The sequence below is a fragment of the Mycobacterium persicum genome (assembly GCF_002086915.1).
Taxonomy (GTDB): domain Bacteria; phylum Actinomycetota; class Actinomycetes; order Mycobacteriales; family Mycobacteriaceae; genus Mycobacterium; species Mycobacterium persicum.
Map to the genome: position 1 here is coordinate 4,587,908 of NZ_MWQA01000001.1, position 13,667 is coordinate 4,601,574.

Here is a 13,667-nt window from a genome sequence, read left to right on the forward strand (position 1 = left end):
CCGATGCCGTCGGCGACTTCGTCGGGCCGATAGGCTGGCGGCCAAGGGACGCAGAAAACCTCAGTCGTCAGGAGCCCCGCCATGTCTTGGCCCGCCGCGGTTATCAATCGTTTTATCAAGGCTTATGACGTGCGCGGGTTGGTCGGGGAAGAGATCGATGAGTCGCTGACCGCCGATATCGGCGCGGCCTTCGCCCGGTTGATGCACACCGAGGGTGCGCGGCAGGTGGTGATCGGCCACGACATGCGCGACAGTTCGCCGTCGTTGGCCGCCGCGTTTGCCGACGGGGTGACCGGACAGGGCCTCGACGTGGTGCGCATCGGTTTGGCGTCGACCGATCAGCTCTATTTCGCCTCGGGACTGCTGGACTGCCCCGGTGCGATGTTCACCGCCAGCCACAACCCCGCCGCATACAACGGCATCAAGCTGTGCCGGGCCGGCGCCAAACCGGTGGGCGCGGATACCGGGCTCATCGCCATCCGCGACGATCTCATCAATGGCGTGCCCGCCTACGACGGGCCGGCCGGAACGTGCACCGACCAGGATGTGCTGGACGACTACGGGAAATTCCTGCGATCGCTGGTCAACACCACCGGACTGCGGCCGCTGCGGGTGGCCGTGGACGCCGGCAACGGGATGGCCGGCCACACCGCGCCGGCCGTGCTCGGCCCCATCGGCTCGATTACTTTGCTGCCCTTGTACTTCGAACTCGACGGTTCGTTTCCCAATCACGAGGCCAACCCGCTCGATCCGGCCAACCTGGTGGACCTGCAGTCCTATGTGCGCGACACCGGCGCCGATATCGGCCTGGCCTTCGACGGAGACGCCGACCGCTGCTTCGTGGTCGACGAGACCGGCCACCCCGTGTCGCCGTCAACGGTGACCAGCCTGGTGGCAGCGCGCGAGCTCGGCCGGGAGATCGGCGCCACGGTGATCCACAACGTGATCACCTCGCGCGCGGTGCCCGAACTGGTCGTCGAGCGCGGCGGCACGCCGCTGCGCTCGCGAGTCGGACACTCCTATATCAAGGCGCTGATGGCCGACACCGGCGCGATCTTCGGCGGCGAACACTCGGCCCACTACTACTTCCGCGATTTCTGGGGCGCCGATTCGGGGATGCTGGCCGCACTGTATGTGCTGGCCGCCCTCGGTGAGCAGGACCGGCCGTTGTCCGAGCTGACCGCCGACTACCAGCGCTATGAATCGTCCGGTGAGATTAACTTCCGTGTGGCCGACGCCGAGGCGTGCGTGGAGGCGGTGCTGAAGTCGTTCGGCAGCCGGGTCCAGTCCATCGACCACCTCGACGGCGTAACGGTGGATCTGGGCGATGACAGCTGGTTCAACCTGCGCAGCTCCAACACCGAGCCGTTGCTGCGGCTCAACGTGGAGGCCCGCACCGCCGAGGAGGTCGATGCGGTGGTGCAGCAGGTCAGCGGCGAAATCGCGGCCCAGCTGCCGGCGGAGGCGGGACCGTGAGTGCCGTCCACTCGGTCGATCTCGAAGACGCCGCCGGCCTGATCGCCGCCGACCGCGACGGCCTGTTGCGCGCCGCGTCGACCGCCGGTGCGCAGGTGCGGGCGATTGCCGCCGCACACGACGAAGGCGAACTGGACTTGCTGCGCGGCGGCGACCGGCCCCGAACGGTGATCTGGGTGGGCGGGCGAGGTCCCGCCGAGACGGCCGGGGCGATGCTGGTATCGACGCTCGCGGCTGCGGCCGCGGAGCCGATCGCGCTCGCCAGGGAGGCACCGCCCTGGGTGGGTCCGCTTGACGTCCTCATTGTCGCCGGTGACGACCCCGGTGATCCCGCACTGGTCGCAGCGGCCGCGACCGGTGTGCGCCGAGGCGCGCGGGTCGTCGTCGTAGCCCCCTATGCGGGTCCGCTGCGCGACTCCACGGCCGGTCGAGTCGCGGTGCTGGAACCACGACTACGGGTTCCCGACGAGTTCGGGTTGTGCCGCTACCTGGCCGCGGGCTTGGCCGCGCTGAGCACCGTGGACCCCAGGCTGCAGATCGACCTGGCGTCGCTGGCCGACGAACTCGATGCCGAGGCGTTGCACAACAGTGCCGCCCGCGAGGTGTTCACCAACCCGGCTAAGACGCTTGCCGCGCGGGTATCGGGACGCCGGGTTGCGCTGACCGGTGACAACGCCGCCACCCTGGCCCTGGCGCGGCACGGCAGCTCGGTGCTGCTGCGGATCGCGCAGCAGGTGGCCGCGGCCGCCTGGCTGGCCGACGCGGTGGTGGCGCTGCGGGCCGGCGCGGCCTCCGGTGCCGCCGGTTATTCGGGGGATGCCCTGTTCCACGACGAGCAGATCGACGGCCCGCTGCCCGAGCGGATGCGGGTGCTGGCGCTGACGTTGGCCGGGGAGCGGACGGTGGTCGGCGCCCGGATCGCCGGGCTGGACGACATCAACCTGGTCACGGCCGAGGACGCGACGCAGGACCCCGGCGTGGCCGGGTCGGATGGCCCGCTCACAGCGGCCGCCGCTCAACGTCCCGAACAGCAACTGGCAATATTGGCCGTTCGGCTGGAGATGGCCGCGGTGTATTTGCGACTGGCGCGGGGATAGATACAAGGTGGAATTGCTACGCGGAGCGTTACGGACATACGCCTGGGGATCGCGTACCGCTATCGCCGAGTTCACCGGGCGGCCGGTGCCGGCCGCCCACCCCGAAGCCGAACTCTGGTTTGGTGCGCACCCTGGTGACCCCGCCTGGCTGGAAACCGACAAAGGCGAAACCTCGTTGCTGGAAGCGCTGAGCACCGATCCGGAGGGACAGCTCGGTCACGGGTTGCGCACCCGGTTCGGCGATGTGCTGCCGTTCCTGGTGAAGGTCCTGGCCGCCGACGAGCCGTTGTCGTTGCAGGCCCACCCCAGCGCCGAGCAGGCCATCGAGGGTTATCTACGGGAAGAGCGGCTCGGCATTCCGGTGGCGTCGCCGGTGCGCAACTATCGCGACACCAGCCACAAGCCCGAGTTGCTGGTGGCGTTGCAGCCGTTCGAGGCGCTGGCCGGCTTCCGTCAGGTCGCCCGCACCCGCGAGCTGCTGCAGGCGCTGGCGGTGTCGGACCTCGACCCGTTCATCGACTTGCTCAGCGACCAGTCCGACGCCGACGGCCTGCGTGCGCTGTTCACCACCTGGATCACTGCCCCCCAGCCCGACATCGACGTGCTGGTGCCCGCCGTGCTGGAGGGCGCCATTCACTACGTCAGCTCCGGTGCGACGGAATTCGCCGCGGAGGTCAAGACGGTGCTGGAGCTGGGCGAGCGTTATCCCGGCGACGCCGGGGTGCTCGCGGCGTTGTTGCTCAACCGGATCAGCCTGTCGCCGGGTGAGGCGATATTCCTGCCGGCCGGCAACTTGCACACCTATCTGCGGGGTTTCGCGCTGGAGGTAATGGCCAACTCCGACAACGTATTACGTGGCGGTCTGACTCCCAAGCACGTCGATGTGCCGGAGCTGCTGCGGGTGCTGGACTTCGCCCCGACCGCGGAGTCGCAACTGCGGCCGCCGATCCGGCGCGACGGGCTGGAGCTGGTTTACGACACTCCGGCCGAGGAGTTCGCGGTCGCGTTGCTCGCGCTCGGCGCGGATCAGCTGGGCCACGAGATCGATGCACCCTCCAGCCATGAGGGCCCACAGATCTTGTTGTGCACCGAGGGTTCGACCATGGTCCATGGCAAGTCGAAGTCGTTGACGCTCAAGCAGGGGATGGCTGCCTGGGTGGCCGCTGACGACGGCCCGATTCGGCTGCTCGCGCACGAGCCCACGAAACTGTTCCGGGCTACCGTGGGGCTGTGACGGCTTGCCGCCTACCGGCGACGGCTTGGCGGCGCTCGCCGAGCCATAGCCGCAGGTTGTGGGCCATGGCCCGGCCGACAATCCGCGGCGGCGGAATCATGTACAGGCTATCCAGCAGCGAGAACCGGCGTAAAAACCATTCGGCGAGAACGGGATTCGTTTCGGCGGCGCCGAGGAATTGGTCGAACAACGCACCGGATGGTCGCCACCACCACGGGACCGGCCCGGCGACGCCGTGGTGGAAGGTGATGTCGCCGATGGCGTTCATCATCCACACCGGATAGGTCGTCTTGCGGGTGAGCCGGTTGAATTCGGCCGCAAGGCTTTTCGTGGGAGATTGCAGCGCCCGGCGCAGATTGCCGGCCTGCAGCGACGTCATCGTCATGCCCTGCCCGAAGGTGGGGTTGAAGCTGGCCACGGCGTCGCCGAACGGGAGGATGCCCGCCGGGAACCGCTCCAGTTTGTCGTAGCGGCGCCACCGGCTGGCCGGAAAGGCATGCAGGACCGGGCTGCCCACCGGTTCGGCCTGTGCTAGCGCGTCGGCGAATCGGGCCGGCAGCAGCTGGTCGGCGAGCGCGCGCATCTCGGGGAAGGTCGACGGCGGCTTGGCATGGGCGACGCCGAAGGTGGTGATCACCCAGGTGCCGTCCTCGTAGCACAGCATGCCCAGGCCCAGCGACTGGTCATGTGAGGCGCCGGCGACCACCACCTTCTCCCGCAGCAGGCCGTCGGGGAGGCGGAACTGCTGGCTGGCGTAGTTGATGCCGATGTCCACGGTTTCCTCGGCCGGGCGCTGAAATCCCCACTGCGTCAACCACACTGGTAGCCGGGTGCCGCGCCCCGCCGCGTCGACGACGAGGTCGGCGGCCCGGAACTCGGGATCACCGTCTTCCTGGGGTGCGAGCAGCACCCCGGTCACCCGTTGCCGGGCGGGCGCGAACCGCGGTTTGAGAACGAGTCGCCGCACGATCTCGACGTTGTCGATGTCGAGGACCCGCCGGCGCAGCTGCCATTCCAGATGCGGCCGGCTGGGCACGTAGGCGGTGAACTCTTCGCGCAGCGTGTGTGCTGTCCCCAGGACGTGGCCCGCGGCCCCGAAGTAGATGCAGTCCGGGCGGTTCTCCAGCATGGGCACACCGGCGGCGACCATGTCTTTCAACAGGCCGGGGAAGAGGCTGTCGAATTCGTCTGCGCCACGGGCCATCAGCATGTGCAGGTGCCGGTCTTGGGGAACCGTGGCGCGGTTGGCCGGTGCGTCCGGCAGCTCGTCGCGCTCGAAAACCGTCACCCGGCCGAAAAAATCCGAGAGCACCCGCGCCGCGCACAGCCCCGCGATGCTGGCCCCGATGACGATCGCATGGTCCCTGGAATCCGTCGTGCTCGCCAAGCTCCCCCGCATTCCCGCAGCGTACCCGCTACTGTCGCGGCGACCGGCGCTCGCGCAGCCACAGCCGCATGTTGTGCGCCACGGCGCGGCCGATGATTGGCGCCGACGGCACCGTGTACAGGCTGTCGAGCAGCGAGATTCGGCGTAAAAACCATTCGGCCAGAACAGGATTGGTTTCAGCGGCACCGAGGAACTGGTCGTAGAGCGCGCCGACCGGCCGATACCAGCGCGGCATCGGCCCGTCGGCGTGTTGGAAGCAGTGGTCGGCGATCGCGTTCATCGTCCACACCGGTCTGGTGATCTTGGCGGCGGCCCGGTTGAATTCGACGGCCGGCTCGCCGGGTGCGGATTGCAGTGCCTGGCGCAGCCGGCCGGCCTGCAGGGACGCCATCGTCATGCCCTGCCCGAAGGTGGGATTGAAGCTGGCGACGGCGTCCCCGAACGGGATGATCCCGGCCGGGAAGCGACTCAGCTTGTCGTAGCGGCGCCATCTGCTGACCGGAAATGCGAGGAATGCCGGGGCGCCGACGGGTTCGGCCCGGGCCAACGCATCGGCGAAACGGCTGGGCAGCAGCCGGTAGCCGAGCTCACGCATCTCGTCGAAGGTCGCAGGCGGGGGGGCTTTGGCGACCCCGAACGTCGTCAAGATCCAGCTGCCGTCCTCGTAGCACAACATGCCCAGGCCCAGCGATTGCCCTGGGCCGACACCGGTGACCACGATCTTTTCCCGGATGAGTCCGTCCGGGATGGTGAGCCGGTGGCTGGCATAGCCGATGCCGACGTCGACGGTGTCCTCGGCCGGGCGCTGATATCCCCACTGCGCCAACCACACCGGCAGCCGACTGCCGCGACCGGCCGCATCGACGACGAGATCGGCCGCGACGAACTCCGGATCATCGGCGCCGGTCTCCGCCAGCACACCGGTTACCCGGTCACGTGCGCCGTCGAACCGCGGCTGGTTGACGGTGCGCCGCCGGATCGCGACGTTGCCGAGGGCCAGCACCCGTCGTCGCAGCTGCCACTCCAGGTGGGGCCGGCTCGGCAGATAGGCGGTGAACTGCTTACGCAGTTGCCGGCCGGTGCCCAGGACGTGGCCTACCGCGCCGAGGTAGATGCACTCCGGGCGGTTGTCCAGCATCGGCACGCCGGCTGCCACCAGTTCCGCCAACAGACCGGGGAACAGCGCCTCGAATTCCAGCGCGCCGCGGGCCATCAGCAGGTGCAGATGACGGTCCTGGGGGACCGCGCCGCGATACGAGGGCGTGTCCGGCAGTTCGTCGCGCTCGAAGACGGTCACCGTGGCATAGAAGTCGGCGAGCGCCCGGGCTGCGCACAACCCGCCGATGCTGGCGCCGATGACGACCGCGTGGTCCTTGGGGTTTGCGGCGCTGTTTCGCAAGCTCGCCCTCATCCCCGGCAGCGTACCCAGTACTGTGCGGTCACAGCTGGAGGCGAGAGGACACGCATGGCCGATCGATGGCGCACGAAGTCGGTAGAGCAATCGATCGCTGACACCGACGAGCCGGACACTCGGCTGCGCAAGGACCTCACCTGGAGAGACCTGGTGGTGTTCGGTGTTTCGGTGGTGATCGGCGCCGGTATCTTCACGGTCACCGCCTCGACTGCCGGCGACATCACCGGCCCGGCCATCTGGGTGTCGTTTCTCATCGCCGCGGGCACCTGCGCGCTGGCGGCCCTGTGCTATGCCGAATTCGCCTCGACGCTTCCGGTGGCCGGCAGCGCATACACCTTCTCCTATGCGACTTTCGGTGAGTTCCTGGCGTGGGTGATCGGCTGGAACCTGGTCCTGGAATTGGCCGTCGGCGCCGCCGTCGTCGCCAAGGGCTGGTCCAGCTATCTGGGCACAGTGTTCGGATTTGCTGGTGGCACAATCCATTTCGGATCGGTCAACTTCGACTGGGGTGCATTGCTGATCGTCGCGGTGGTGGCGACCCTGGTCGCGCTGGGCACCAAGTTGTCGTCGAGGTTTTCTGCCGTGGTCACCACCATCAAGGTGTCGGTGGTCATCTTCGTCGTGATAGTCGGCGCGTTCTACATCAAGGCCGCCAATTACTCGCCCTTCATTCCCGAACCCGAACCCGAACATCAGGGCAAGGGCGCCGACCAGTCGGTGCTGTCGCTGCTGACCGGAGCCCACGGCAGCCACTACGGCTGGTACGGCGTCCTGGCCGGGGCGTCGATCGTGTTCTTCGCGTTCATCGGCTTCGACATCGTGGCCACGATGGCCGAGGAGACCAAGCATCCGCAGCGTGACGTCCCGCGGGGCATTCTGGCGTCGCTGGGCATCGTCACGCTGCTCTATGTCGCGGTGTCGGTGGTGCTGTCCGGCATGGTGTCCTACCGGCAGCTGCGCACCGTGCCGGGCGGCGGCCAGGCGAACCTGGCCACCGCCTTCACGGCCAACGGGGTGTACTGGGCCAGCGGCATCATCTCCGTCGGGGCGCTCGCCGGGCTGACCACCGTGGTGATGGTGCTGATGCTCGGACAGTGCCGGGTCCTGTTCGCGATGGCGCGCGACGGGCTGTTGCCGCGGCAGCTGGCCAAGACCGGGCCACGCGGCACGCCGGTGCGGATCACCGTGCTGGTCGCGGTGGTGGTGGCCGCGACGGCGTCGGTCTTTCCCATCACCAAGCTCGAAGAGATGGTCAACGTCGGCACCTTGTTCGCCTTCGTCCTGGTATCCGGCGGTGTGATCATTCTGCGCAGGAAGCGGCCCGACCTGAAGCGCGGCTTCCGGGCGCCGTTGGTGCCGTGGCTTCCGATCGCCTCGCTGTGCGCGTGTCTGTGGTTGATGGTGAATCTGACCGCGCTGACCTGGGTCCGGTTCGGCGTCTGGTTGGTGTTGGGCACCGCGATCTACGTGGGCTATGGGCACCGGCATTCGGTGCACGGAAACCGGGAGGTGGCCAATGCGGCGCCTGACAAGTAAGGCCATTTTGGAAACATAGTGTACAAATATACGTCTGATGTCTAGACAGCAGACGTATAAGGCAGTAATGTCCAACCTTAAGCGTGGTGTGACTCACGAGGAGGTTTGGCATATGACCACACAGTTCAGTTCCGAGTTGGCGCAAGCTCCCGAAACGGAGTGGCGCGATAAGAAGCGCCACCTGTGGCTGATGGGATTGATCGCCCCGACGGCGTTGTTCGTGATGCTGCCGATCGTGTGGGGGCTGAACCAGCTGGGCTGGCACGCCGCGGCCCAGGCGCCGCTGTGGATCGGACCGTTCCTGGTCTACATCCTGTTGCCGCTGCTGGACCTGCGCTTCGGGCCCGACGGTCAGAACCCGCCCGACGAGGTGATGGAGCGGCTGGAAAACGACAAGTACTACCGCTACTGCACCTACATCTACGTCCCGTTCCAATACCTCAGTGTGGTGCTGGGCGCCTATCTGTTTACCGCGTCCGACCTCGGTTGGCTCGGCTTCGAGGGCGGTTTGAGCTGGGCGGGCAAGATCGGGGTTGCCCTGTCGGTGGGTGTGCTTGGTGGCGTCGGCATCAACACAGCCCACGAGATGGGTCACAAGAAGGAGTCGCTGGAGCGCTGGTTGTCCAAGATCACGCTGGCCCAGACCTGCTACGGCCACTTCTACATCGAGCACAATCGTGGGCACCACGTGCGGGTGTCCACCCCGGAGGATCCGGCGTCGGCCCGCTTCGGGGAGACCTTCTGGGAATTCCTGCCGCGCAGCGTCATCGGCAGCCTGCGCTCCGCGATCGGGCTGGAAGCCCAACGGATTCGCCGGCTCGGTAAGAGCCCCTGGGACCCCCGGACCTACCTGTCCAACGACGTGCTCAACGCCTGGGCGATGTCGGTGGTGTTGTGGGGGGTGCTGATCGCGGTTTTCGGCGTGGGCCTGATCCCGTTCGTGATCATCCAGGCGGTGTTCGGCTTCAGCCTGCTGGAAGCGGTCAACTACCTCGAGCACTACGGACTGCTGCGGCAGAAGATCGGCACCGCTTCCGGGAAGGCCCGCTACGAGCGCTGCGCGCCGGTGCACAGCTGGAACTCCGACCACATCGTCACCAACCTGTTCCTGTATCACCTGCAGCGGCACAGCGACCACCACGCCAACCCCACCCGTCGTTACCAGACGTTGCGCAGCATGGACGGGGCGCCGAACCTGCCCAGTGGGTACGCGTCGATGATCTCGCTGACCTACTTCCCGCCGCTGTGGCGCAAGGTGATGGACCACCGGGTGCTCGAGCACTACGACGGCGACATCACCAGGGTCAACCTGCACCCCCGGGTGCGCGCCAAGATGCTGGCCCGGTACGGGGCCGTGCACGCAGCCCGGCACGGAGACGCGGCATGATGGCGGCCTATCGGTGCCCGGTCTGCGACTACGTCTACGACGAGGCCAAAGGTGAACCCCGGGAAGGGTTTTCAGCCGGCACCCGATGGGAGCAGATTCCCGACGAGTGGTGCTGCCCGGACTGCGCCGTCCGGGAGAAGGTCGATTTCGAAAAGGTGTGAAAGGTCTGAAAGGGAGACAACCATGAGCGACTACAAGCTGTTTCAGTGCGTCCAGTGCGGCTTCGAGTACGACGAGGCACTCGGCTGGCCGGACGAGGGCATCGCACCCGGCACTCGCTGGGAGGACATCCCGGAGGACTGGAGTTGCCCGGATTGCGGGGCGGCGAAGTCCGACTTCGTGATGGTGGAGGTGGCCCGATCGTGATGGAGGCCAAGGTGCTGGCGGAAACAGATATTGTCGCGCCTGTGAAGCGGATTCCTTACGCCGAGGCATCTCGGGCCCTGTTGCGCGATTCGGTGCTGGATGCGATGCGGGATCTGTTGCTGACTCGAGACTGGTCGGCGATCACCCTGTCTGACGTGGCTCGCGCCGCAGGTGTTAGCCGGCAGACCATCTACAACGAGTTCGGCTCTCGGCAGGGCCTGGCGCAGGGCTATGCGCTGCGCCTCACCGACCGCCTGGTGGACCGGGTGCATGCCTCGCTGGATGCCAACGTGGGCAACATCTTTGAGTCGTTCTTACAGGGTTTTCGCGCTTTCTTCGCCGAGTCCGCGGCCGATCCCCTGGTGATCTCGTTGCTGACCGGCGCCGCCAAGCCCGATTTGCTGCAGCTGATCACCACCGACAGCGCGCCCATCATCAACCGTGCGTCGGCCCGCCTGGCGAAGGCCTTCACCCAGACCTGGGTGGCCACCAGTGACGACGACGCCGGTGTGCTCTCGCGGGCGATCGTGCGGCTGTGCTTGAGCTATGTGCCGATGCCGCCGGAGGCCGACCACGACGTTGCCGCGGACCTGGCGAGGTTGATGACGCCGTTCGCGGAACGCCACGGGGTGATCAATATCCCCTGACCTGCGAGGCTGGGAGCCGGGGGCTACAGTGGCTGAAGAGCATACCTAGGCTATGTCGCCTCGCTCAGCTTCCCGCAGGCCCACAGTAAGGATCAAACACGCCATGACGACGACCGAAACTTCGCTGACCCCCGACGTTCGTAACGGCATCGACTTCAAGATTGCCGATCTGTCGCTGGCGGATTTCGGTCGTAAGGAACTGCGCATCGCCGAGCACGAGATGCCCGGCCTGATGTCTCTGCGTCGCGAATACGCCGAGGTGCAGCCCCTCAAAGGCGCTCGCATCTCGGGTTCGCTGCACATGACCGTGCAGACCGCGGTGCTGATCGAGACGTTGACCGCACTCGGCGCCGAAGTTCGGTGGGCGTCGTGCAACATCTTCTCGACCCAGGACCATGCGGCGGCCGCCGTCGTGGTCGGCCCGCATGGCACGCCCGAGGAGCCCAAGGGTGTCCCGGTATTCGCGTGGAAGGGCGAGACGCTCGAGGAGTACTGGTGGGCCGCCGAGCAGATGCTGACCTGGCCGGACCCGGACAAGCCTGCCAACATGATCCTCGACGACGGCGGCGATGCCACCATGCTGGTGCTGCGCGGCATGCAGTACGAGAAGGCCGGCGTGGTGCCGCCCGCCGAGGAAGACGATTCGGCGGAGTGGAAGGTGTTCCTGAACCTGCTGCGGAACCGGTTCGAGACCGACAAGGGCAAGTGGACCAAGATCGCCGAGTCGGTCCAGGGTGTCACCGAGGAGACCACCACCGGTGTGCTGCGGCTCTACCAATTCGCCGCCGCCGGCGACCTGGCCTTCCCGGCGATCAACGTCAACGACTCGGTGACCAAGTCCAAGTTCGACAACAAGTACGGCACCCGGCACTCGCTCATTGACGGCATCAACCGCGGCACCGACGCGCTGATCGGCGGCAAGAAGGTCCTGATCTGCGGCTACGGCGACGTCGGTAAGGGCTGTGCCGAGGCGATGAAGGGCCAGGGCGCGCGGGTCCAGGTCACCGAGATCGACCCGATCAATGCGCTGCAGGCGATGATGGAGGGCTTCGACGTCGTCACCGTCGAGGACGCCATCGCCGACGCCGACATCGTCGTCACCGCCACCGGCAACAAAGACATCATCATGCTCGAGCACATCAGGCAGATGAAAGACCACTCGATCCTGGGCAACATCGGCCACTTCGACAACGAGATCGACATGGCCGGTCTGGAGCGCTCCGGGGCGACCCGGGTCAACGTCAAGCCGCAGGTCGACCTGTGGACCTTCCCCGACACGGGCCGCTCGATCATCGTGCTGTCCGAGGGCCGACTGCTGAACCTGGGCAACGCCACCGGGCATCCGTCGTTCGTGATGAGCAACAGCTTCGCCAACCAGGTGATCGCCCAGATCGAGCTGTGGACCAAGAACGACGAATACGACAACGAGGTGTACCGACTGCCCAAGCACCTCGACGAAAAGGTGGCCCGCATCCACGTCGAGGCGCTCGGTGGTCACCTGACCAAGCTCACCAAGGAGCAGGCAGAGTACCTCGGCGTCGACGTCGAGGGCCCCTTCAAGCCGGATCACTACCGCTACTGAGTGCGGTGTCGGCGGCCGAGCGTGACGCCACAGTCACGTTCGGCGCCGAGTGTGACTGCCGCGTCACGCTCGAGGCAGGGACTAGGCTCGCGCCGTGCTGATCGCGATCGAAGGCGTTGATGGTGCCGGCAAACGGACGCTGACCGAGGGCCTGCGCGCGGCGTTCCAGGCGGTCGGGAAGTCGGTGGCCACGCTGGCGTTCCCGCGCTACGGGCGCTCGGTCACCGCCGACATCGCCGCGGAGGCCCTGCACGGGGGGCACGGTGATCTCGCCTCGTCGGTGTACGCGATGGCGACGCTGTTCGCGCTCGACCGCGCCGGCGCGGCGGCGGAGATCGCGGAGCTGCGGCGGAACTACGACGTGGTGATCCTGGATCGCTACGTAGCCTCCAACGCCGCCTATAGCGCGGCCCGGCTGCACGAGGACGCGCACGGGCAGGCGGTCGCCTGGGTGCGGCAACTCGAGTACCAGCGGCTGGAGCTGCCCGCACCCGACTGGCAGGTGCTGCTGGCGGTGTCCACCGATCTTGCCGCACAGCGGGCCCGCAGCCGGGCCGAAGCCGACCCCGTGCGAGCGCGCGACAGCTACGAGCGTGACGACAAGCTGCAACAGCGCACCGGCGCGGTGTATGCGCAATTGGCCGCCGCGGACTGGAACGGACGATGGTTGGTGGTCGACTCCGAGGTCGACCCGGACCGGCTGGCGGCGACCCTGATGGCCTCAAATGATCGATTTTGAGACTATTTGCCCATATCAAAGACGAAACGCCCGGGTGGAATCGCAGTTTTGTCCGGTTCTAGTGCCACCATGGACACCATGAGGCAAAGGATTCTCGTCGTCGATGATGACGCTTCGCTGGCAGAGATGCTGACCATCGTGCTGCGTGGGGAGGGCTTCGACACCGCGGTCATCGGTGACGGCACCCAGGCCCTGACCGCGGTGCGCGAGCTGCGCCCCGATCTGGTGCTGCTGGACCTGATGCTGCCCGGCATGAACGGCATCGACGTATGTCGTGTGCTCCGTTCGGACTCCGGCGTTCCGATCGTGATGCTGACCGCCAAGACCGACACCGTCGACGTGGTGCTTGGTCTCGAGTCGGGCGCCGACGACTACATCATGAAGCCGTTCAAGCCCAAGGAGCTGGTCGCACGGGTGCGGGCCCGGCTGCGCCGCAACGACGACGAGCCGGCCGAGATGTTGTCGATCGCCGACGTCGACATCGACGTGCCGGCGCACAAGGTCACCCGCAACGGCGAGCAGATCTCGCTGACGCCGCTGGAATTCGACCTGCTGGTCGCACTGGCACGCAAACCCCGCCAGGTGTTTACTCGTGATGTGCTGCTCGAACAGGTGTGGGGATATCGTCACCCGGCCGACACCCGGCTGGTGAACGTGCATGTCCAGCGTCTGCGGGCCAAGGTCGAGAAAGACCCGGAGAACCCGACAGTGGTGTTGACCGTTCGAGGAGTGGGATACAAGGCCGGACCCCCGTGATCCCCGGGGACGACCGCGACGCCCCGGGGGGACCGCCGTCCGCTGA

At 66.9% G+C, this 13,667-nt stretch carries 13 protein-coding genes; 11 read left to right on the plus strand and 2 right to left on the minus strand.

The genetic code is table 11. The features are described from left to right. Nucleotides 1–81 precede the first annotated feature (81 nt). The 3 genes from B4U45_RS20940 to manA are packed head-to-tail and all read left to right on the plus strand — an operon-like array spanning nucleotide 82 to nucleotide 3,807. A complete protein-coding gene (locus tag B4U45_RS20940; protein ID WP_219859500.1) occupies nucleotides 82–1,476 on the plus strand; it encodes a phosphomannomutase/phosphoglucomutase in 1,395 nt (464 codons plus the stop codon). After that, entirely contained in the window at nucleotides 1,473–2,573 is a 1,101-nt protein-coding gene (locus B4U45_RS20945; protein ID WP_083153764.1) for a TobH protein, read from the plus strand. Before B4U45_RS20940 ends, B4U45_RS20945 begins: the two co-directional genes overlap by 4 nt. A gap of 7 nt (nucleotides 2,574–2,580) precedes the next feature. After that, on the plus strand, nucleotides 2,581–3,807 hold the full coding sequence (gene manA / locus B4U45_RS20950) for a mannose-6-phosphate isomerase, class I (protein ID WP_075547785.1): 1,227 nt from the start codon (nucleotides 2,581–2,583) through the stop codon (nucleotides 3,805–3,807). Here the strand turns inward: manA and B4U45_RS20955 are convergent. Both B4U45_RS20955 and B4U45_RS20960 read right to left on the minus strand, forming a co-directional pair. After that, entirely contained in the window at nucleotides 3,791–5,161 is a 1,371-nt protein-coding gene (locus tag B4U45_RS20955) for an FAD-dependent oxidoreductase (protein ID WP_116671271.1), read from the minus strand. The two genes, manA and B4U45_RS20955, sit on opposite strands and share 17 nt — an antisense overlap. Before the next feature lie 61 nt (nucleotides 5,162–5,222). Next, on the minus strand, nucleotides 5,223–6,605 hold the full coding sequence (locus B4U45_RS20960; RefSeq protein WP_219859501.1) for an FAD-dependent oxidoreductase: 1,383 nt from the start codon (nucleotides 6,603–6,605) through the stop codon (nucleotides 5,223–5,225). Between the two features lie 54 nt (nucleotides 6,606–6,659). On the opposite strand from B4U45_RS20960, the gene B4U45_RS20965 reads away from it, so the two are divergent. From B4U45_RS20965 to mtrA, 8 genes are all read left to right on the plus strand, one after another. Continuing rightward, nucleotides 6,660–8,144: an amino acid permease gene (locus B4U45_RS20965; RefSeq protein ID WP_075547788.1), complete on the plus strand. Its 1,485-nt coding sequence runs from the start codon at nucleotides 6,660–6,662 to the stop codon at nucleotides 8,142–8,144. Nucleotides 8,145–8,256: 112 nt separating this feature from the next. Beyond that, nucleotides 8,257–9,531 (plus strand): alkane 1-monooxygenase, encoded by a 1,275-nt coding sequence (locus B4U45_RS20970; protein WP_075547789.1) that lies wholly within the window; start codon nucleotides 8,257–8,259, stop codon nucleotides 9,529–9,531. Further along, nucleotides 9,531–9,692, plus strand: a complete 162-nt coding sequence (locus tag B4U45_RS20975) for a rubredoxin (protein WP_075547790.1) — start codon at nucleotides 9,531–9,533, stop codon at nucleotides 9,690–9,692. Before B4U45_RS20970 ends, B4U45_RS20975 begins: the two co-directional genes overlap by 1 nt. Before the next feature lie 22 nt (nucleotides 9,693–9,714). Then, nucleotides 9,715–9,897 carry a rubredoxin gene (locus B4U45_RS20980; protein ID WP_023371557.1) on the plus strand — a complete coding sequence of 61 codons (183 nt, stop codon included), beginning with the start codon at nucleotides 9,715–9,717 and terminating at the stop codon, nucleotides 9,895–9,897. Continuing rightward, on the plus strand, nucleotides 9,897–10,544 hold the full coding sequence (alkX, locus tag B4U45_RS20985; RefSeq protein ID WP_075547791.1) for a TetR family transcriptional regulator AlkX: 648 nt from the start codon (nucleotides 9,897–9,899) through the stop codon (nucleotides 10,542–10,544). Before B4U45_RS20980 ends, alkX begins: the two co-directional genes overlap by 1 nt. Nucleotides 10,545–10,647: 103 nt before the next feature. Beyond that, on the plus strand, nucleotides 10,648–12,126 hold the full coding sequence (ahcY, locus tag B4U45_RS20990) for an adenosylhomocysteinase (protein WP_075547792.1): 1,479 nt from the start codon (nucleotides 10,648–10,650) through the stop codon (nucleotides 12,124–12,126). 94 nt (nucleotides 12,127–12,220) lie between these two features. Next, the gene (locus B4U45_RS20995; protein WP_075547793.1) at nucleotides 12,221–12,865 is read left to right on the plus strand and encodes a dTMP kinase; all 645 of its coding nucleotides are present in this window, start codon (nucleotides 12,221–12,223) and stop codon (nucleotides 12,863–12,865) included. Between the two features lie 69 nt (nucleotides 12,866–12,934). After that, nucleotides 12,935–13,621: a two-component system response regulator MtrA gene (mtrA, locus tag B4U45_RS21000; RefSeq protein WP_036417860.1), complete on the plus strand. Its 687-nt coding sequence runs from the start codon at nucleotides 12,935–12,937 to the stop codon at nucleotides 13,619–13,621. The last annotated feature ends 46 nt before the right edge of the window (nucleotides 13,622–13,667 follow it).

Coding starts and splice junctions, on each gene's coding strand:
- alkX (WP_075547791.1), top strand. CDS start 9,897: ATGGAGGCCAAGGTGCTGGCGGAAACAGATATTGTCGCGCCTGTGAAG.
- mtrA (WP_036417860.1), top strand. CDS start 12,935: ATGGACACCATGAGGCAAAGGATTCTCGTCGTCGATGATGACGCTTCG.
- B4U45_RS20965 (WP_075547788.1), top strand. CDS start 6,660: ATGGCCGATCGATGGCGCACGAAGTCGGTAGAGCAATCGATCGCTGAC.
- B4U45_RS20980 (WP_023371557.1), top strand. CDS start 9,715: ATGAGCGACTACAAGCTGTTTCAGTGCGTCCAGTGCGGCTTCGAGTAC.
- B4U45_RS20975 (WP_075547790.1), top strand. CDS start 9,531: ATGGCGGCCTATCGGTGCCCGGTCTGCGACTACGTCTACGACGAGGCC.
- ahcY (WP_075547792.1), top strand. CDS start 10,648: ATGACGACGACCGAAACTTCGCTGACCCCCGACGTTCGTAACGGCATC.
- B4U45_RS20970 (WP_075547789.1), top strand. CDS start 8,257: ATGACCACACAGTTCAGTTCCGAGTTGGCGCAAGCTCCCGAAACGGAG.
- B4U45_RS20960 (WP_219859501.1), bottom strand. CDS start 6,605: ATGAGGGCGAGCTTGCGAAACAGCGCCGCAAACCCCAAGGACCACGCG.
- B4U45_RS20940 (WP_219859500.1), top strand. CDS start 82: ATGTCTTGGCCCGCCGCGGTTATCAATCGTTTTATCAAGGCTTATGAC.